Source organism: Salmonella sp. SAL04157, assembly GCF_046551635.1.
Taxonomy (GTDB): Bacteria; Pseudomonadota; Gammaproteobacteria; order Enterobacterales; family Enterobacteriaceae; genus Salmonella; species Salmonella enterica.
In genome coordinates this window covers 130,049-151,126 of record NZ_JBGDVS010000008.1, presented here as the reverse complement: position 1 = coordinate 151,126, position 21,078 = coordinate 130,049, and the positions used below count along the sequence as shown (strand labels likewise).

15 protein-coding genes are annotated in these 21,078 nt (G+C 51.0%); 9 read left to right on the top strand and 6 right to left on the bottom strand.

What is annotated here, in order from left to right:
- Window positions 1-90: 90 nt before the first annotated feature.
- From gyrA to ACLJRE_RS17545, 3 genes are all read right to left on the bottom strand, one after another.
- On the bottom strand, window positions 91-2,727 hold the full coding sequence (gene gyrA, locus ACLJRE_RS17555) for a DNA topoisomerase (ATP-hydrolyzing) subunit A (protein WP_023212360.1): 2,637 nt from the start codon (window positions 2,725-2,727) through the stop codon (window positions 91-93).
- Window positions 2,728-3,136: 409 nt separating this feature from the next.
- Window positions 3,137-4,339 (bottom strand): mandelate racemase/muconate lactonizing enzyme family protein, encoded by a 1,203-nt coding sequence (locus ACLJRE_RS17550; protein WP_000705581.1) that lies wholly within the window; start codon window positions 4,337-4,339, stop codon window positions 3,137-3,139.
- 14 nt (window positions 4,340-4,353) lie between these two features.
- Window positions 4,354-5,679: an MFS transporter gene (locus ACLJRE_RS17545; protein ID WP_023212359.1), complete on the bottom strand. Its 1,326-nt coding sequence runs from the start codon at window positions 5,677-5,679 to the stop codon at window positions 4,354-4,356.
- Window positions 5,680-5,728: 49 nt separating this feature from the next.
- Between ACLJRE_RS17545 and ACLJRE_RS17540 the strand changes: the two genes are divergently transcribed.
- From ACLJRE_RS17540 to yfaE, 5 genes are all read left to right on the top strand, one after another.
- Entirely contained in the window at window positions 5,729-6,613 is an 885-nt protein-coding gene (locus tag ACLJRE_RS17540; RefSeq protein WP_077944338.1) for a GntR family transcriptional regulator, read from the top strand.
- Between the two features lie 82 nt (window positions 6,614-6,695).
- Window positions 6,696-7,424 (top strand): bifunctional 2-polyprenyl-6-hydroxyphenol methylase/3-demethylubiquinol 3-O-methyltransferase UbiG, encoded by a 729-nt coding sequence (gene ubiG, locus ACLJRE_RS17535; protein ID WP_023212358.1) that lies wholly within the window; start codon window positions 6,696-6,698, stop codon window positions 7,422-7,424.
- A gap of 355 nt (window positions 7,425-7,779) precedes the next feature.
- Window positions 7,780-10,065 carry a class 1a ribonucleoside-diphosphate reductase subunit alpha gene (nrdA, locus tag ACLJRE_RS17530; protein WP_001076491.1) on the top strand — a complete coding sequence of 762 codons (2,286 nt, stop codon included), beginning with the start codon at window positions 7,780-7,782 and terminating at the stop codon, window positions 10,063-10,065.
- Window positions 10,066-10,177: 112 nt separating this feature from the next.
- A complete protein-coding gene (nrdB, locus tag ACLJRE_RS17525) occupies window positions 10,178-11,308 on the top strand; it encodes a class Ia ribonucleoside-diphosphate reductase subunit beta (protein ID WP_000332026.1) in 1,131 nt (376 codons plus the stop codon).
- Window positions 11,308-11,562, top strand: coding sequence for a ferredoxin-like diferric-tyrosyl radical cofactor maintenance protein YfaE (gene yfaE / locus ACLJRE_RS17520; protein ID WP_000533921.1), 255 nt, complete (start codon window positions 11,308-11,310; stop codon window positions 11,560-11,562). Before nrdB ends, yfaE begins: the two co-directional genes overlap by 1 nt.
- Before the next feature lies 1 nt (window position 11,563).
- On the opposite strand, the gene ACLJRE_RS17515 is transcribed toward yfaE, so the two are convergent.
- Entirely contained in the window at window positions 11,564-12,754 is a 1,191-nt protein-coding gene (locus ACLJRE_RS17515; RefSeq protein ID WP_000660248.1) for an MFS transporter, read from the bottom strand.
- A gap of 161 nt (window positions 12,755-12,915) precedes the next feature.
- Between ACLJRE_RS17515 and ACLJRE_RS17510 the strand changes: the two genes are divergently transcribed.
- Entirely contained in the window at window positions 12,916-13,794 is an 879-nt protein-coding gene (locus ACLJRE_RS17510) for a LysR family transcriptional regulator (protein WP_000176719.1), read from the top strand.
- A gap of 115 nt (window positions 13,795-13,909) precedes the next feature.
- Here the strand turns inward: ACLJRE_RS17510 and glpQ are convergent, their stop codons facing one another.
- The gene (gene glpQ / locus ACLJRE_RS17505) at window positions 13,910-14,980 is read right to left on the bottom strand and encodes a glycerophosphodiester phosphodiesterase (RefSeq protein WP_000858943.1); all 1,071 of its coding nucleotides are present in this window, start codon (window positions 14,978-14,980) and stop codon (window positions 13,910-13,912) included.
- Between the two features lie 4 nt (window positions 14,981-14,984).
- Entirely contained in the window at window positions 14,985-16,343 is a 1,359-nt protein-coding gene (glpT, locus tag ACLJRE_RS17500; RefSeq protein WP_000948739.1) for a glycerol-3-phosphate transporter, read from the bottom strand.
- Between the two features lie 272 nt (window positions 16,344-16,615).
- Here glpT and glpA point away from each other — a divergent pair, with 272 nt between their 5' ends.
- From glpA to glpC, 3 genes are read left to right on the top strand one after another with little or no spacing between them, the layout of a single operon-like run.
- On the top strand, window positions 16,616-18,244 hold the full coding sequence (gene glpA / locus ACLJRE_RS17495; RefSeq protein ID WP_000857205.1) for an anaerobic glycerol-3-phosphate dehydrogenase subunit A: 1,629 nt from the start codon (window positions 16,616-16,618) through the stop codon (window positions 18,242-18,244).
- Complete coding sequence (gene glpB, locus ACLJRE_RS17490) at window positions 18,234-19,493, top strand: glycerol-3-phosphate dehydrogenase subunit GlpB (protein ID WP_000667152.1); 1,260 nt, start codon at window positions 18,234-18,236, stop codon at window positions 19,491-19,493. Before glpA ends, glpB begins: the two co-directional genes overlap by 11 nt.
- The gene (gene glpC, locus ACLJRE_RS17485) at window positions 19,490-20,680 is read left to right on the top strand and encodes an anaerobic glycerol-3-phosphate dehydrogenase subunit GlpC (protein ID WP_001285726.1); all 1,191 of its coding nucleotides are present in this window, start codon (window positions 19,490-19,492) and stop codon (window positions 20,678-20,680) included. Before glpB ends, glpC begins: the two co-directional genes overlap by 4 nt.
- Window positions 20,681-21,078 lie beyond the last annotated feature (398 nt).

Here is a 21,078-nt window from a genome sequence, read left to right as displayed (position 1 = left end):
AATAGAGTGTGACTAAGGTAGCGGTAAATGACGTAGCCCGCAACGGCAAAGAAAAAGGGCCGGATATCCGGCCCTCGCACAGTAATAACATTACTCGTCAGCGTCATCCGCAACGTCGTCATCGCTTTCCGCTTCCGGGGCGATATCCTCATCCCCTTCCGCCACGCTGCCGTCGATAGCGTCGAGTTCTTCGTCATCTACCGGTTCAGCAACGCGTTGCAGACCCACCACGTTTTCATCTTCCGCCGTGCGGATAAGGATAACGCCCTGGGTATTACGTCCCACTACGCTGATCTCGGACACACGGGTACGCACCAGAGTACCGGCATCCGTGATCATCATGATCTGGTCGCAATCGTCCACCTGTACCGCGCCAACAACGGAACCGTTGCGCTCGGTGACTTTGATAGAGATAACGCCCTGCGTCGCACGCGACTTGGTTGGATACTCTTCAGCTGCGGTGCGTTTGCCGTAACCATTCTGCGTGACGGTCAGGATTGCCCCTTCGCCGCGTGGGATGATCAGAGAGACGACTTTATCGTCTCCCGCCAGCTTAATACCGCGCACACCGGTCGCGGTACGCCCCATCGCACGGACGGCGTCTTCTTTGAAGCGCACCACTTTACCCGCGGCCGAGAACAGCATGACTTCGTCAGAACCAGAAGTCAGGTCAACGCCAATCAGCTCGTCGCCGTCGTTGAGGTTCACCGCGATAATACCGGCGGAACGCGGACGGCTGAATTCGTTCAACGCCGTTTTCTTCACGGTACCGCTGGCGGTCGCCATAAAGACGTTGACGCCTTCTTCGTACTCACGAACCGGCAGAATCGCGGTGATACGTTCGTTGGCTTCCAGCGGCAGCAGGTTGACGATCGGACGACCGCGCGCGCCACGACTGGCTTCCGGCAACTGATAGACCTTCATCCAGTACAGACGGCCCCGGCTGGAGAAGCAGAGGATGGTGTCATGGGTGTTGGCCACCAGCAGGCGGTCGATAAAGTCTTCTTCTTTAATACGCGCGGCAGATTTACCTTTCCCACCACGACGTTGCGCTTCGTAATCCGTCAGCGGTTGGTATTTGACGTAACCCTGGTGAGACAGCGTCACGACAACATCTTCCTGGCTAATCAGATCTTCGATATTAATATCGGCGCTGTTGGCGGTGATTTCGGTACGACGCTCATCGCCGAACTGATCGCGAATTAACTCCATCTCTTCGCGGATCACTTCCATCAGGCGATCGGCGCTGCCCAGAATGTGCAGCAGTTCAGCAATCTGCTCCAGCAGCTCTTTGTATTCGTCGAGCAGTTTTTCATGCTCCAGGCCGGTCAGTTTCTGCAAACGCAGATCCAGAATCGCCTGCGCCTGCTGTTCAGTCAGGTAGTACTGACCGTCACGCACGCCAAATTCTGGCTCCAGCCATTCCGGACGCGCGGCGTCATCACCGGCGCGCTCCAGCATCGCAGCAACGTTACCCAGATCCCACGGACGCGAAATCAGCGCCGCTTTCGCTTCTGCCGGCGTTGGCGCGCGGCGAATCAGTTCGATAATCGGGTCGATGTTGGCCAGCGCAATCGCCAGAGCTTCAAGGATATGCGCACGGTCACGGGCTTTACGCAGTTCAAAAATAGTCCGACGCGTCACCACTTCACGGCGGTGGCGCACGAACGCTGAAATGATATCTTTCAGGTTCATGATCTTCGGCTGGCCGTGATGCAGCGCCACCATGTTAATACCGAAGGAAACCTGTAGCTGGGTCTGGGAGTAGAGATTATTAAGCACCACCTCGCCCACCGCATCGCGTTTTACTTCAATCACGATGCGCATACCGTCTTTGTCGGATTCGTCACGCAGCGCGCTGATACCTTCCACGCGTTTATCTTTCACCAGCTCGGCGATTTTCTCGATCAGGCGCGCTTTGTTCACCTGATAGGGAATTTCATGGACGATGATGGTTTCGCGGCCCGTTTTGGCGTCAGCTTCAACTTCCGCGCGGGCGCGGATGTACACTTTGCCACGACCGGTACGGTAGGCTTCTTCGATACCACGACGACCGTTGATGATCGCGGCGGTCGGGAAGTCCGGACCCGGAATATGTTCCATCAGCCCTTCAATGCTGATGTCTTCGTTGTCGATATACGCCAGGCAGCCGTTAATCACTTCCGTCAGGTTGTGCGGCGGGATATTCGTCGCCATACCTACTGCGATACCGGAAGAACCGTTAACCAGCAGGTTAGGAATTTTGGTCGGCATGACGTCCGGAATTTTTTCCGTACCGTCATAGTTATCCACGAAATCCACCGTCTCTTTTTCGAGATCGGCCATCAGTTCGTGGGCGATTTTCGCCAGACGGATCTCCGTATAACGCATTGCCGCCGCGGAGTCGCCGTCAATAGAACCGAAGTTACCCTGACCATCCACCAGCATGTAACGCAGCGAGAATGGCTGCGCCATACGAACGATGGTGTCATACACTGCGGAATCGCCGTGGGGATGGTATTTACCGATTACGTCACCAACGACACGGGCAGATTTTTTATAGGCTTTGTTCCAGTCATTGCCCAATACGTTCATGGCGTAAAGTACGCGACGGTGTACCGGCTTCAGGCCATCTCGGACATCCGGCAGCGCACGGCCAACAATGACCGACATCGCATAATCCAGATAGGAGCTCTTCAGCTCTTCCTCAATGTTGACCGGTGTAATTTCTCTCGCAAGGTCGCTCATCTAACCGCTATCCCTCTACTGTATCCCGGATTCAAAGGTCGCAAATTATAACACATTCGCCCACGTACTGGTAAACGGAATGCAGCCAGACAATGCTTTATTCGGGTGCCGCATGCTCTCTTCATTTATAAGCGTGGTCTCGGCGTTTATTGGCGATCGGCTTCAGAGGCGACACAGGGGAGATCGGGGCCTGGCCAGGAAGAGGTTAGAAAATCAATACCTCCCGTGTATACCCGTCATACTTCAAGTTTCATGTGCGTTGGCAGCGAGTTACTCGGCCCATCCCTGGGCCTCGCCCCGTCGGGGTTAGCGCAAGCGCTGTTCAAGACGGTTAACCATTTTATCCTGCAACTCGAATTATTTAGGGAATATGCCGGGAGGCATAAACAATAATCAGTATCACCAGATGCTATTTAATCACATAGGCCAGATATTCTTTCACTACCTCATCGTTTAATTCCTGACCCAATCCGGGCTGTTCCGGCGCGACATAATAGCCATTTTCCGGCTGATAATCGTGGGTACAAAGTTCCCGAATAGATGCTTTCATCGCATTGGTATGATGCTCATGAATAATAAAGTTGGGAATTGCTGTTTCCATATGCAGCGCGGCTACCGTGGAAACAGGACCGCCGCAAACATGCACCTGTACAGTGGTGTCATAAATATTAGCATAGTCACAGATTTTCTTTCCTTCGGTAATTCCGCCGCAGAGACACAAATCAGGTTGAGCTACGGCAATAGACTGCTTCTCCAGTAATTCCCTGTATCCCCATCTTGTGTAGGAACGCTCGCCAGTGGCGATTGGAATCGTTGTTGAACGGGAAACTTTCTGCATATTATCAGAATTTAATGGATGAATCGGTTCTTCATAAAGAAAGATACGATACTTTTCTATCGCCTTCGCAAATTGAATAGCTGAGTTGGTACCGAGAAGAGAATGGATTTCCACGATAATATCAGCATCATCCCCCATTGCTTCACGCATAGCGGCAATTCGCGCTTCCCCCATTTTTAATTGATCGGCCAGTAACAATCCTGAATAGTTACGATTTTTATTCTGAAAAACACAGTCATCGCCATTACGATCGATTTCGAGTGGATCCACTTTAATCGCATCATATCCATCGTCAAGAGCCGCACGCGCCGCCTCAGCATATTCATCAGGTGTCACTAATATCTGGCGTTTATCCCCCCAACCAAATTGTAACTGACTAGCATAGGTTCTTAATTTTTCATTGGTTTTCCCACCAAGGAGCTGATAAACAGGTACACCTAAATATTTACCTTTGATATCCCAAAGAGCAATATCAATAGCGCTCATTCCGGCATAAAAAACGTTCCCGCCCCCCATCCCCCAAAAAGTCTTTCTGAAAAAGAACTCCCAAATTTTTTCGATATTTAATGGATCTTCACCCACAATCAATGGCGCCAGATCTCTGATGATCCCTACGCCAGCTTTAGCGCCTGCGCCATAGGCCAGTCCTACTTCGCCAATACCACTTAATCCTGAGTCGGTATTCACCCGAATAAGTACTGGATTATAGGAGGACATCGTTTGATCTCTTTTTTTTAATTCACAGTCAAAAACTTCAATAGACGTAATTTTCATAATTTCTCCATTTATCAGGTTCGTAATACAACATTTGTTTGTTGGTTTTTTTCTTTTTTCACATCAATTTTCATTAACGCCAGAACGGCTACCGCAGCGAAGCAAAGTATTGCCTCTACAATAAATATTCCTGTCGCACCATAATGAGTAGAAACGAATCCCAGTGACTTATTAATCAGGAATCCGCCAAGACTTGAACATGAGTTAATAAACGCAATGCTGATAGCCAACCCTGACGGCGACAATAATGCAGAAGGCAGCGCCCAGTAAGGTCCGTAATAGCTGAGGATCCCAACACCATAGAACGTTAGCCCCAGCATTCTCAACGACATTGAGGGGACAAGAGCAATCATCAGAAAACCACAGCCCGCCAGAAACATGGGTAATGCAGCATGCCATTTTCGTTCATTCTTTTTATCGGAATGCCAGCCCCACCAGGGCATGCTGAACATAGCGAAAATAAACGGAATACTCATGATTAAACCAACGTCAGTATCCGTAAAATCAGCTGAAAATCCCTTCACCAACCCCGGCAACCAGTAGTTTGCCGCCAGAGCAGCCGCCTGAATCAACATGTAGGCGAAAGAAAGCTGAAGCAAAACTGGATTTTTGATTACTGAAAGAAAGGATGAGTTGGTATTTTTATTTAATGCAGCTGCGGTTTCATTGTCAGTGCGTAATTTATTAACTAAGGCCGATATCTGCTGTGGCGTAAGCCATTTAGCCTTTTCTGGACTGTCAGGCAGTAAATAAAATGTCAGGATGCCAAGGAATACGGTAGGGATACCTTCAATAGCAAAAAGCCAGCGCCAGCCTTCATAATCCGGGGTATTCAAATGCTCGATGATCCAACCAGACATCGGTGCAGCCAATACCGATGCTACAGCAATAGATAACATGAAGAAACTATTGACTTTTCCGCGTTCACGAGCCGGGAACCAGCATGCAAGATAATAAACCATGCCCGGGAAAAAGCCAGCTTCAAATACCCCCAAAAAAATGCGAGCCAGCAAAATATGTTGAGTATCTTTAGCAAAAAAAATCAGCCCAGTTCCCGCTCCCCAGCCGATAATAATGGAACTAATCCATTTTCTTGCACCAAGCTTTTGCAAGCCAATGCTACTCGGAATTTGAAAGATTAAATATGATATGAAGAATATAGAAGAAATATTAGCGAAATCCTCAGGCGTAATACCGAGAGATTCATTCATACGTAATGCAGCAAACCCAATATTGACACGATCCATATAGTTAAAAAAGTAAAGAATAAAGGCCAAAGGAATGATTTTCCTTTTTACAATACGAATTGCATCGTATAAATTTTCTTGTGGACTACTCATTTTGCATCACCTTTTATGATTCAATGAATAAGGGTATTGACCGGAATCGATGTTACGTAAAAAACAATACAATTCAAAAGCTAATGTGTCATATCTGATATATCAGCAAACAAACTTAATGAAATATACAATAACAACAATAAAGTATGTAAATTTTCTTATATCTGATATATTAGATCCGTTAATTTTGAATAAATTAATTACAATGGAGCCGGGTTTAACCATGGAGGAGAAGAAAATGAAAAATAGATTAAAGCGTGACTTTAGTCACATATCAATTGAAATACCCAAATCCATCACCCAGGTGATTAAAGAGAAAATAAGGGAGATGATTATCCATGGCGATTTCGATCTTGGGCAAGCGATCAGTGAAAATGAACTATCAAATATTCTGATGGTAAGTAAAACACCAATTCGTGAAGCTTTTATTTGGCTGAGCTATAATGAAAACCTGGTCAACATCATTCCCCGCAGTGGGACATTTGTTTTTTCTGTCACCGACGAGGATATCAATGATCTCATCAAAATGAGGGTTATCCTTGAACAGGGCGCAATTCGTGAAGCGATGGAGAAAAATGCTAACAATGTCATAGTCGAATTAAGCAATATTTTATCGAAGTCAGCAAAAATTAATGCAGAGCGAGATACGCAAGCTTACCTCAAACTGGATCATGATTTTCATTATGTTTTTGTGAAATATGCCGATAATAAATACATTTCGCAAGCACACCTGTTGATCTCAGCACGTTTATTGGCAATTCGCTACAGACTGGATTTTACCGCTGAATATATCACCAGCTCTAACCGGGGACATGCCACTATTTTGGATATGTTAAAAAACAACAACGTCGAGGGCGTCTGTAATTTTATCACGCACCACATCGGTAGCGGTTTTACAGAACGCGCAAGAAAACTTCTTGCGCTGAAAGCGTAATAAAGACGGCAGTAGATATAACGCAGCGACTTTGCACCTGCTATACTGCCCCGATAGATCAATAGCGGAATCTCATGTACTCATGAACACTGAAAAACCGTCGGTAGCTCACAACGTTGACCATAATGAAATCGCCAAATTCGAAGCCGTCGCGTCGCGCTGGTGGGATCTGGAGGGCGAATTCAAGCCATTGCATCGCATCAACCCCCTACGCCTTGGCTACATTACTGAGCGCTCAGGCGGCCTGTTTGGCAAAAAGGTACTCGACGTCGGCTGTGGCGGCGGCATTCTGGCGGAAAGTATGGCACGCGAAGGCGCAACCGTCACCGGGCTGGATATGGGCTTTGAGCCTTTGCAGGTCGCCAAACTGCATGCGCTGGAAAGCGGCATCGAGGTAGAGTACGTGCAGGAGACGGTTGAGGAACATGCGGCAAAACACGCCCAGCAATACGACGTCGTCACCTGTATGGAAATGCTGGAGCACGTTCCCGATCCGCAATCGGTCGTCCACGCCTGCGCCCAACTGGTTAAACCCGGCGGCGAGGTGTTCTTCTCAACGTTGAACCGCAATGGGAAATCCTGGCTGATGGCGGTCGTCGGCGCTGAGTATATTCTGCGCATGGTGCCAAAAGGCACGCACGACGTGAAGAAATTCATTAAACCTGCTGAACTGTTAAGCTGGGTAGATAAAACCGTCCTGAAAGAGCAACATATCACCGGACTGCACTACAACCCGATAACCAATACTTTCAAACTCGGTCCCGGAGTAGACGTTAACTACATGTTGCATACCCGCGCTAAAAAAGCCTGACATCAAAGAATTTTCCTATAAGGGTTGCGTTAGATCATCGGGCGCAACCTTTCTCTTCGATGAAGAAATCAGCATTCGATCAAATTTTGATTTTTTTTTATGAATTGTTGACATCCTCTCCAGGCCTTATCAGACGCGCATTTAGCGATTCTTACGCTTTTGCAACCGCAATTTAACGCCAAAATCAACTCTTGTACTCAAAAGAATCCCTACTAGAATACTCACCATATAGCGTTTCACTTATCGATTACCCCCTATATATAGTATTTATCCACAGAGTTAGTCACAACGTGGCGTTGTGGATAAGCGGGGGGATATTTTTCTTTCACGGACAGGTAAACAGGTAGAAAACCACATGAATCAGAGTCTGCTGGTGACAAAGCGTGACGGCCGTACTGAGCGCATCAATCTCGACAAAATTCATCGCGTGCTTGATTGGGCGGCAGAAGGACTGAATAACGTATCGGTTTCTCAGGTCGAGCTACGCTCGCATATTCAGTTTTATGATGGGATTAAGACCTCCGATATCCATGAAACTATCATTAAGGCCGCCGCAGACCTGATCTCTCGCGATGCGCCGGATTATCAATACCTGGCTGCACGTCTGGCGATTTTCCACCTGCGTAAGAAAGCCTTCGGCCAGTTTGAGCCGCCCGCACTTTACCACCATGTGGTAAAAATGGTTGAGCTTGGCAAATACGACAATCATCTGCTGGAAGACTACACGGAAGAAGAGTTCAAGCAGATGGATTCGTTTATCGTTCACGATCGCGATATGACCTTCTCCTACGCTGCCGTTAAGCAGCTGGAAGGGAAATATCTGGTGCAAAACCGCGTGACCGGCGAAATCTATGAAAGCGCGCAGTTCCTCTACATTCTGGTAGCGGCCTGCCTGTTCTCGAACTATCCGCGTGAAACGCGTCTTGACTATGTAAAACGTTTTTACGATGCGGTCTCTACGTTCAAAATCTCGCTGCCGACGCCAATTATGTCCGGCGTGCGTACCCCAACCCGTCAGTTCAGCTCTTGCGTACTGATCGAGTGTGGCGACAGTCTGGATTCCATCAACGCCACCTCCAGCGCGATTGTGAAATACGTTTCTCAGCGCGCCGGTATCGGTATCAACGCTGGACGCATTCGCGCGCTGGGCAGCCCGATTCGCGGCGGCGAAGCGTTCCACACCGGCTGCATCCCGTTCTACAAGCACTTCCAGACGGCGGTGAAATCCTGCTCGCAGGGCGGCGTGCGCGGCGGCGCGGCGACACTGTTCTACCCGATGTGGCACCTGGAAGTGGAAAGCCTGCTGGTACTGAAAAACAACCGTGGCGTGGAAGGCAACCGCGTACGTCACATGGACTACGGCGTACAGATCAACAAACTGATGTACACCCGCCTGCTGAAGGGCGGCGACATTACGCTGTTCAGTCCGTCTGATGTACCCGGACTATACGATGCGTTCTTCGCCGACCAGGACGAATTCGAACGCCTGTACGTGAAATATGAAAACGACGACAGCATCCGCAAACAGCGTGTGAAAGCGGTCGAACTGTTCTCGCTGATGATGCAGGAACGCGCCTCTACCGGTCGTATCTATATCCAGAACGTTGACCACTGCAATACTCACAGTCCGTTCGATCCGGTTGTCGCCCCGGTACGCCAGTCTAACCTGTGTCTGGAGATTGCCCTGCCGACCAAACCGCTGCACGATGTCAACGATGAAAACGGCGAAATTGCGTTGTGTACGCTGTCTGCATTCAACCTGGGCGCCATTAAAACTCTGGACGAGCTGGAAGAACTGGCTATTCTGGCAGTACGCGCTTTGGATGCTCTGCTCGATTATCAGGATTACCCGATTCCGGCTGCCAAACGCGGCGCAATGGGCCGTCGTACGCTGGGCATTGGCGTGATTAACTTCGCCTACTGGCTGGCGAAAAACGGTAAACGTTATTCCGACGGCAGCGCCAATAATCTGACGCATAAAACCTTCGAAGCCATTCAATACTATCTGCTTAAAGCGTCCAACGAACTGGCGAAAGAGCAAGGCGCCTGCCCATGGTTCAACGAAACCACCTATGCAAAAGGCATTCTGCCGATCGACACCTACAAAAAAGATCTGGATGCGATCGTCAACGAACCGCTGCACTACGACTGGGAACAGCTGCGTGAATCGATCAAAACCCACGGTCTGCGTAACTCCACGCTATCGGCGCTAATGCCGTCGGAAACGTCGTCCCAGATCTCCAACGCCACTAACGGTATCGAACCACCGCGCGGCTACGTCAGCATCAAGGCCTCGAAAGACGGTATTTTGCGTCAGGTCGTGCCGGATTATGAGCATCTGAAAGACGCTTACGAACTGTTGTGGGAGATGCCGAACAACGACGGTTATCTGCAACTGGTGGGTATCATGCAGAAGTTTATCGATCAGTCGATTTCCGCCAATACCAACTACGATCCGTCACGTTTCCCGTCAGGAAAAGTGCCGATGCAGCAACTGCTGAAAGATTTGCTCACCGCGTATAAGTTTGGCGTGAAAACTCTGTACTATCAAAATACCCGCGACGGCGCGGAAGATGCGCAGGACGATTTGGCGCCTTCTATTCAGGACGATGGCTGCGAAAGCGGCGCTTGTAAGATCTGATGAATAGTGCCGGGTAGCGCTATGCTTACCCGGCCTACGATTGTACGGTTTGTAGGCCGGATAAGGCGCTTGCGCCGCCATCCGGCGCTCATCCCATAAAGGATTCACTTCAATGGCATACACCACTTTTTCACAGACGAAAAACGATCAGCTCAAGGAACCCATGTTCTTTGGCCAGCCGGTCAACGTTGCACGCTATGACCAGCAGAAATATGACATCTTCGAAAAACTGATCGAAAAACAGCTCTCTTTCTTCTGGCGTCCGGAAGAGGTCGACGTCTCCCGCGATCGTATCGATTATCAGGCGTTGCCGGAGCACGAAAAACATATCTTCATCAGCAACCTCAAATACCAGACGCTGCTGGATTCCATTCAGGGACGTAGCCCGAACGTCGCCCTGCTGCCGCTCATTTCCATCCCGGAGCTGGAGACGTGGGTAGAGACCTGGGCGTTTTCTGAGACGATTCACTCACGATCCTACACCCACATTATTCGTAACATCGTCAACGATCCGGCGGTCGTGTTTGACGATATCGTGACCAATGAGCAAATTCAGAAGCGCGCCGAAGGGATCTCCGCCTACTACGACGAACTTATTGAGATGACCAGTTACTGGCATCTGCTCGGTGAAGGCACCCATACCGTTAATGGCAAAACGGTTGTCGTAAATCTGCGTGAGCTGAAGAAAAAACTGTATCTGTGCCTGATGAGCGTGAACGCGCTGGAAGCCATCCGCTTCTACGTCAGCTTCGCCTGCTCTTTCGCATTTGCCGAGCGTGAACTGATGGAAGGCAACGCCAAAATTATCCGTCTGATCGCCCGTGACGAAGCTCTGCATCTGACCGGCACGCAACATATGCTGAACCTGTTGCGTAGCGGCGTGGACGACCCGGAGATGGCGGAAATCGCCGAAGAGTGTAAACAGGAATGTTATGACCTGTTCGTGCAGGCGGCGCAGCAGGAAAAAGAGTGGGCGGACTATCTGTTCCGCGACGGTTCGATGATCGGCCTGAATAAAGATATCCTGTGTCAATACGTTGAATATATTACTAATATTCGTATGCAGGCGGTAGGGCTGGATCTGCCGTTCCAGACCCGCTCCAACCCAATCCCGTGGATCAATACCTGGCTGGTGTCCGATAACGTTCAGGTCGCGCCACAGGAAGTGGAAGTTAGCTCTTATCTGGTCGGACAAATCGATTCGGAAGTCGATACCGACGATCTGAGTAATTTCCAGCTCTGATGGGACGCGTCACGCTGCGTATCACTGGCACACAGCTGCTGTGCCAGGATGAACACCCTTCTCTGCTGGCCGCGCTGGAATCGCATAACGTTGAGGTGGAGTATCAGTGCCGCGAAGGATATTGCGGCTCCTGTCGTACCCGGCTGGTTGCCGGTCAGGTTGACTGGATTACGGAACCTTTAGCGTTTATCCAGCCGGGAGAGATTTTGCCCTGCTGCTGCAGGGCAAAAGGCGATATCGAAATCGAGATGTAACTCAGTGCAACTCGCTGGTGGAAACCAAAGGCATCACGCCACGTTTTTTCATCTGCACGGCATACAGAGCGCCAGCGAGTACCACCAGCACCGCGCCAGCGACATAAATCATACGATAGCCAACCGACTCAACCATCATTCCCATGATAAAGGCGCCAATCGCCATTCCGGCGTCCATTGCGTTAAAGAACAGTGAATTCGCCACACCGATTTTATGCGGTTCAACCGAGCTGATAATTTGCGTCTGGAAAACCGGCGTGACCGAACCGTAGCCGATACCGATTAGACCGCCGGAAATAATCATCATGATGCTGCCATTGGTGTAGCCCAGCGCCACCAGACCGATGGTAAAAGCCAACAGGCATGGATAAACAACATATTTCGGCCCTTTTTTATCACAAATATTCCCGGTGAAGGTACGGCATATCATCAGGAAAATCGCGTAGCACAGCAGGAAATTACTGGCCGCCGCCATTAAATCCAGCTCACGCGCATACAGCGCCAGGAAAGCCGACACGCCGGCATAGGAGAAAGTCATAAAAAAGGTGACCAGCGCAAAAGGCAAGGCGGCGCGGTCAAACATCGCGGCAAAACCCAGATTCGGTTTCGAACCATCGGCATGACGAATTACCGGAGGGACCGTCACAATCAGGGAAAGCACAATCCCTAACGCCGCTACAGCGGAACAAAGCCAGAATGCGGCAGTGAACGCGTTCCAGCGGGCCATATTCAAACCGATCCACGGTCCGACGACCATCGCCAGGCCCATCGCTAAAGAGAAAAAGCTGATGCCCTCTCCACGTCGGGAGGCCGGAATTAACCGCGCTGAAATAGTTCCTTTTACCGTGGTAATAACACCAAACGTAATCCCATGAAGTACGCGGATAAAGAGCAGCGACTCGATAGAATGGCAAACCGGATACAGCGCGGTAATCACCAAAAAAGCCAGAGAAGAGAGCACCAGAATCTTTTTATTCGAATATTTTCCCACCCACTGTCCGGCAAATGGCCGAATAACAATTGCCGCGGCCAGGAAACATGTCACTAACAGCCCGGCCTTATCTGCAGAAGCATGCAGGCGGTCAGCGATATAAATGGGTAATAAAGTTAGCAGTACATAAAAAACAAAAAAGATAATAAAACTGACTATGGTGATTGCCCAAAAATCCTTCGTCCATAATTTTTCTTTCATTCTTAACGACCCGTTCAGATGGCGCACGCAGGCAACGCTCAGCTCAACTGAACACCTATCAGGTGCGTCAAAATGTGATGTATTCGATAGAATCACAGTATAAACAAGTGCACTCTATTAGAAAAATTAATCGTTTTAATTATATTGATTAGGTTTTACTAATGACGCTAACCCAAATCCACGCCCTGCTTGCCGTACTGGAGTACGGCGGATTTACCGAAGCCAGCAAACGGCTATACATGACGCAATCCGCCGTCAGCCAGGCCATCTCCGCGCTTGAGGAGGAGCTCGGCGTTGACATATTGATTCGTGAGCGTCGTAAAGAGATTGAGCTTACCGCCGCCGGTAGCCGCATCGTCAGGCATTTACGCGCGATCCAGCGCGACGTCAACGCGGTAAAAGAGATTGCCGAACAAGAAAAAAAGAACCCGGCCCGTACGCTACGGATTGGCTGTTTTCCCAGCGCCTGCGCCTGCATTTTACCCGGCGTCATTCGCTATTTTGAAAGCCATCATCCAAATGTAAAAATTATCCCCTATGAAGAGAATAGTACGGCTATTATTGATTCGCTGCAGGACGGAAGTATTGATGCCGGTTTCGTTCCTTTTCCGGTCAACGGTATGTATTGCGTCCCCATTTACCGGGATAAATTCACCGTAGTGGTGCCTGAAAATCATCCCCTGGCGGCCAATAGTACAGTAACGGTTGAAGAACTGATGGACGAACCCCTTATTGTCAGTAAAGGTCGTTATGAATTAAGCATTATGGCGTTGTTTAAAGAAAAGGGTATTGAGCCGATATTTAAATATGAATTTAACCATCCCGATACTGCGCTGAATTTTATTCGCCAGGGATTAGGCATCGCCTTATTGCCAGAATTAACCTTAAAAGCCACGACAGGAAAATTATGCTCCGTGGCGCTGGAACCCACTTTTTATCGACAAATTTCCCTGTTAGCAAAAGAACCGCCGGTAGAAGGAAGCCCGCTATTTTTATTACAAAAATGTATGGAAACACTGACCGATGAGGGTTTGCTATAAAACAACACCGCCTGATGGCATTGCGTTTACCAGACTTACGCTGGCAAACGTTGCGCCAGGCCGGATGAGGCGTTTATGGCCTCATCCGGCGCGTCACTTCGACTAGGGCAAACCTTTAGTCATTTTTTTGCAGGAACATGACCGCCTTATCCGGGAAGTCAGTGAACAGCCCGTCGACGCCCGCCTTGTTATACAGGATGTCGTACAACTGATTGACGTCTGTGGCATAGTCCGGCAATTGATCGGCACGCACGGTGTAAGGATGCACTACCATCTTATTCTGATGCGCGTCTTGCACCATTCCAGTCAGCTTGATATTCCCTTTCGTTGAGCCTTCCGCGACCAGCATATGGTAATCCGGACCAATACCGTCCGCATATTCCGCCACCTGCTTCATAGCGCCCGGCTTAAACATCCAGTCGTAGTTGTAATTTACCCAACGACCGTCCGGCTGTTTCTGCTGTGTTTCATTCCAGTCGGTATACGCAATAAGTTGAACCAGATTGAGATCCATCCCCATTTTGGGTTCCAGTTCATTCTTAATACGTTTCAGTTCAGCGACATCAAAACACTGCAAATAGACATTGTCCTGCTTGCCGGTGTAACCATACTTCTTCAGCACTTCCAGCGTTTTCGCGGCAATATCTTTCCCTTCCTGATGATGGAACCACGGCGCTTTAATTTCCGGATAAATACCGATATTTTTACCGGTAGAGTGATTTAATCCCTGAACGAATTCAATTTCCTCTTCAAAGGTATGAATGCGGAAATCAGATTTTCCCATCGGGAAACGGCCCGGATAAGTTTGTACTTTTTTGCCGTTTTCAATATCAAACCCTTCGGTAAACTTCAGGGATTTAATTTCATCCAGCGTAAAATCGATAGCGTAATAGCGCCCATCTTTACGCGCCCGGTCCGGAAAACGGTCAGCGACGTCAGTCACCCGGTCAAGGTAGTGGTCATGGAGGACGACCAGATGGTCGTCCTTTGTCATCACTAAATCCTGTTCCAGATAATCTGCCCCTTGCGCATATGCCATCGCTTTCGCTGGTAGCGTATGCTCCGGCAGATAACCGCTGGCGCCACGGTGGGCGATAACGACTTTTTCAGCCGCCACGGCACAGCTTCCGATGGCCATTCCTGCCAACATCAACGCCACGCTAAGGTTTTTCAGTGTGGTTTTCATGTTATTAGCCTCCGTTGCGTTTTAACTGCAGCTCATCATGATGGCGTTTTTCGCCAATCATCACGACCACCAGCAGGATTACCGCCAGAATGCTGCCGCCAATCATCACCATAAAGCCGCCATCCCAACCGAAGAAGTCAACGGTATAACCCACAATGGCGCTTGCAGCGACAGAACCGCCCAGGTAACCAAACAGACCGGTGAAGCCCGCCGCCGTACCCGCCGCTTTTTTCGGCGCCAGTTCCAGCGCGTGCAGACCGATCAACATTACCGGGCCGTAGATCAGGAAGCCGATGATAATCATACAAGCCATATCAACGTTCGGGTTTCCTGCCGGGTTCATCCAGTAAACGATGGTCGCGATAGTCACCAGGGTCATAAAGAACACGCCGGTCGCACCGCGGTTGCCACGGAAGACTTTATCCGACATCCAGCCACACAGCAGCGTGCCCGGAATACCCGCGTATTCATACAGGAAGTAGGCCCAGGAGGATTTATCGAGTGCGAAATGCTTCACTTCTTTCAGGTAGGTCGGCGACCAGTCGAGGATACCGTAGCGCAGCAGATAGACAAACACGTTGGCGATAGCGATGTACCACAACAGTTTGTTCGGCAGTACGTACTGCATGAAGATCTGCTTCGCAGTCAGCTCTTCTTCCGCTTTTTCGTTGTAGTCATCCGGATAGTCGTTTTTATACTCTTCGATAGGCGGCAGACCGCAGGATTGCGGCGTATCGCGCATCATTGCGAAAGCGAACAGCGCCACCACAATCGCGCCAAAGGCTGGCATATAGAGCGCCGCTTTCCAGTCGTTAAACCACGCCATCCCCAGCAGGAACAGCAGTGGCGGGATCCCGCCGCCGACGTTATGCGCACAGTTCCAGACCGACACAATGCCGCCGCGCTCTTTCTGCGACCACCAGTGAACCATCGTACGTCCGCACGGCGGCCACCCCATCCCCTGGAACCAGCCGCAAAGGAACAACAGTACAAACATCACGGCGATGCTGGATGTCGCCCACGGTACAAAGCCCATAAACAACATGACTGCTGCGGCCAGAATCAACCCTGCCGGCAGAAAAACGCGCGGATTCGAGCGATCGGACACCGAACCCATTATAAATTTCGAAAAACCATAAGCGATGGAAATCCCGGACAGCGCAAAGCCCAGATCGCCGCGTGAAAAACCCTGTTCTACCAGGTAGGGCATCGCGAGGGCAAAGTTCTTGCGCACCAGATAATACGCAGCATAGCCAAAGAATATCCCCAGGAAAATCTGCCAGCGTAATCGGCGATAGGTCGGATCAATCTCCGCCGCTGGCAAGCGCGCTTTATGCGGCGCTGGTTTAAAAATACTCAACATATTGTAGCCTCCGTGGCCCATATTTTATTTAGAGGTAAACACCGCAGTTTGTTCAAACAACCCCGCTGCTCCCAGTGTGGCCGCGATGTTAAGTAAAGATACGTCACGTTAATGTGAATTACAGCACATATTGTTACAGATTTATGACTAATGTTCAGAAAGGCGCACGAAATCACGTTTCATTTTCGAATAGTGAGCGATTATGCGCGAAATCAAACATTCCATATGATTTGTATGGCTAAATGATAAAAAACGAACTGTGAGGAAAAACAATGAAAACTCGCGACTCGCAAGCAAGTGACGTGATTATCATTGGCGGTGGAGCAACAGGCGCAGGGATCGCCCGCGACTGCGCGCTGCGCGGTTTACGTGTCATTCTGGTGGAGCGGCATGATATAGCGACCGGCGCAACCGGGCGTAACCACGGGCTGCTGCACAGCGGCGCTCGTTATGCGGTTACCGATGCGGAATCCGCGCGCGAGTGCATTAGTGAAAATCAGATTTTAAAACGGATCGCCCGCCATTGCGTCGAACCGACGGATGGTCTGTTTATTACGTTGCCGGAAGATGATCTTGCGTTTCAGGCCACCTTTATTCGCGCCTGTGAAGCGGCAGGCATTCGCGCTGAAGCCATCGATCCGCAGCAGGCTCGCATCATCGAACCTTCCGTTAACCCTGCGCTCATCGGTGCGGTAAAAGTGCCGGATGGCACCGTGGACCCTTTCCGCCTTACCGCCGCCAATATGCTGGATGCCAGAGAACATGGCGCAATCGTGTTAACGGCGCATGAAGTGACCGGGCTCATTCGTGAAGGCGCAACGGTCTGCGGCGTCCATGTGCGCAACCATCTCACTGGCGAAACCCAGACGCTTCACGCGCCGGTGGTGGTCAATGCGGCTGGTATCTGGGGGCAACGGATCGCCGAATACGCCGACCTGAGTATTCGCATGTTCCCGGCGAAAGGCTCGCTGTTGATCATGGACCATCGGATCAACCAGCATGTCATTAACCGCTGCCGGAAACCATCGGATGCCGACATTCTGGTACCTGGCGATACGATTTCACTGATCGGCACCACCTCTACCCATATTGATTACAATGAGATAGACAGCAACCGCGTCACCGCAGATGAAGTCGATATCCTGCTGCGTGAAGGGGAAAAACTGGCCCCTGTCATGGCGAAGACGCGTATTCTGCGCGCGTATTCCGGCGTCCGCCCGCTGGTGGCCAGCGATGACGATCCCAGCGGTCGTAACGTCAGCCGCGGTATTGTGTTGTTCGACCACGCCGAACGCGACGGGCTTGATGGCTTCATTACCATTACCGGCGGGAAGCTAATGACTTACCGCCTGATGGCGGAATGGGCGACCGACGCCGTGTGTCGCAAGTTGGGCAATACTCGCCCCTGCATCACGGCGGATACGCCGTTGCCTGGCTCAAAAGAGTCTACGGAACATACGCTGAAACGCATTATCTCGCTTCCCGCGCCGCTACGCGGATCGGCGGTTTATCGGCATGGCGATCGCACGCCGGGGTGGCTGAGCGAAGGCCGCCAACACCGTAGCCTGGTCTGTGAATGCGAGGCCGTCACGGCGGGAGAAGTGCAGTATGCCGTCGAAAACTTAACCGTGAATAGCCTGCTGGATCTGCGTCGTCGCACCCGCGTAGGGATGGGCACTTGCCAGGGCGAGCTGTGCGCCTGCCGCGCGGCCGGGCTATTGCAGCGTTTTAATGTGACGACCGCGGCGCAATCTATTACGCAACTCTCTGAATTTCTGAATGAGCGCTGGAAAGGCGTACAACCTGTCGCCTGGGGAGACGCGCTGCGCGAAAGCGAATTCACGCGCTGGGTTTATCAGGGATTATGCGGTCTGGAGAAGGAGCACCAGGATGAAATTTGATACGGTTATTATGGGCGGCGGTCTCGCCGGTTTGCTGTGCGGACTGCAACTCCAGCAGCATGGATTACGCTGCGCCATCGTCACCCGCGGACAAAGCGCACTGCATTTTTCCTCCGGCTCGCTGGATCTACTCAGCGCCCTGCCCGACGGCCAACCGGTGACCGACATTACCGCCGGGCTTGATGCGCTGCGCCGCCAGGCACCTGAACATCCTTATTCACGTTTGGGCGCGCAAAAAGTCCTTACGCTGGCGCAACAGGCGCAAACGCTACTTAACGCCAGCGGCGCGCAGTTATACGGCGACGTACAGCAGGCGCACCAGCGTGTCACGCCGCTTGGCACATTGCGTTCAACCTGGCTTAGCTCGCCGGAAGTACCGGTCTGGCCGTTATCCGCACAGCGAATTTGCGTCGTCGGCGTTAGCGGATTACTGGATTTCCAGGCGCACCTTGCGGCAGCGTCGCTGCGTCAACGCGATCTCAACGTGGAAACCGCAGAAATCGACCTTCCGGAACTGGACGTACTGCGTGATAACCCGACGGAATTTCGCGCGGTCAATATTGCGCGTCTGCTTGATAACGAAGAAAAATGGCCGCTGCTGTACGACGCGCTGTCGCCAATAGCGACAAACTGCGACATGATCATCATGCCCGCCTGTTTCGGGCTGGCGAACGATACGCTGTGGCGCTGGCTTAACGAACGTCTGCCCTGCGCGCTCACGCTGCTGCCGACGCTGCCGCCATCGGTGCTCGGTATTCGTCTGCACAATCAGCTCCAGCGCCAGTTTGTTCGTCAGGGCGGCATCTGGATGCCGGGCGATGAAGTGAAGAAAGTCACCTGCCGTCGCGGTACCGTGAGCGAAATATGGACCCGCAACCATGCCGATATCCCACTGCGCCCGCGTTTTGCCGTACTTGCCAGCGGTAGCTTCTTTAGTAGCGGTCTGGTTGCCGAGCGCGAAGGGATCCGCGAACCTATTTTAGGGCTCGACGTACAGCAAACGGCCACCCGCGCCGAATGGTATCAACAACATTTCTTCGACCCACAGCCCTGGCAGCAGTTTGGCGTCGTGACGGATGACGCTTTCCGCCCCTCCCTTGCGGGCAATACGGTAGAAAATCTGTATGCAATAGGTTCTGTGCTGGCGGGATTCGATCCTATAGCTGAGGGATGCGGCGGCGGCGTCTGCGCAGTCAGCGCCCTCCAGGCCGCGCACCATATCGCTGAGCGTGCAGGAGAACAGCAATGAGCGACACACGTTTTGAAAGTTGTATTAAATGTACGGTGTGCACCACCGCGTGCCCGGTCAGCCGCGTTAATCCTGGCTACCCTGGCCCTAAACAGGCCGGACCGGATGGCGAACGCCTGCGTCTGAAAGACGGCGCCCTGTATGATGAGGCGCTGAAATATTGCATTAACTGCAAACGGTGTGAGGTCGCCTGTCCGTCGGACGTGAAGATTGGCGATATCATCCAGCGCGCCCGCGCGAAATACGATACGACGCGCCCGTCATTGCGTAACTTTATTCTCAGCCATACCGATCTGATGGGCAGCGTTTCAACGCCGTTCGCGCCGGTGGTCAATACCGCCACCGCATTAAAGCCAGTGCGCCAGTTGCTTGATTACGCGCTCAAAATCGATCATCGCCGCACCTTACCAAAATACTCTTTCGGCACCTTCCGCCGCTGGTATCGTAGCGTGGCGGCGCAGCAGGCTAAATACAAAGATCAGGTCGCCTTTTTCCATGGCTGTTTTGTGAATTACAACCATCCGCAGCTCGGAAAAGATCTGATTAAGGTGCTGAACGCAATGGGTACCGGCGTACAGTTACTGAGTAAAGAGAAGTGTTGCGGCGTACCGCTGATCGCTAACGGTTTTACGGATAAAGCTCGCAAGCAGGCTATCAGCAATGTGGAGTCGCTACGCGAGGCGATTGCCGTCAAAGGTATTCCGGTCATCGCCACGTCATCCACCTGTACGTTTGCGTTGCGCGATGAATATCCTGAAGTGCTGGACGTGGACAACGCCGGGCTGCGCGAACATATCGAGCTGGCCACCCGCTGGCTATGGCGCAAACTGGATGCCGGGAAAACGCTGCCGCTTAATCCTTTGCCGCTGAAAGTGGTCTACCATACGCCGTGTCATATGGAAAAAATGGGCTGGACGCTTTACACGCTTGAACTATTGCGGCAAATTCCGGGGCTTGAATTGACGGTACTTGATTCACAGTGCTGCGGCATTGCCGGTACGTATGGATTTAAAAAGGAAAACTATCCGACATCACAGTCCATCGGCGCGCCGCTGTTCCGCCAGATTGAAGAGAGCGGCGCCGACATTGTCGTCACCGATTGTGAAACCTGTAAGTGGCAAATTGAGATGTCTACAAGCAAACGCTGCGAACACCCCATTACGCTACTCGCCCAGGCGCTCGGCTAAGTAAAAAGCGCCGGAGCCCCTCCGGCGCCATTACCCTACTCACCAGGGCCGATTTTCCATCAGACATATACCCTTCATACTTCAAGTTGCTTATGTGTTGGCTACGGATTATTTTGGGTATAAACGCGGATGTCTCTTTGCAATAACCTGCCCTATTTGGTTAACCATGACCGCTAACCCACGGTGGCATGACAGATAACGACGTTACTGTTTATAGAGCAATATCTCTTGTATCGACGCGTTACCAGCCTCCTTTAAAGAGGGAGATAACTGAATATCTCCGATAATAATTGAGTGCTATGTGAATAATAATAAAATCAGGTCTATGCCTGATTTAATATATCCCCCACTAACAATAATATTTTTACAAATAATTATACATGACATCATATTCGTTA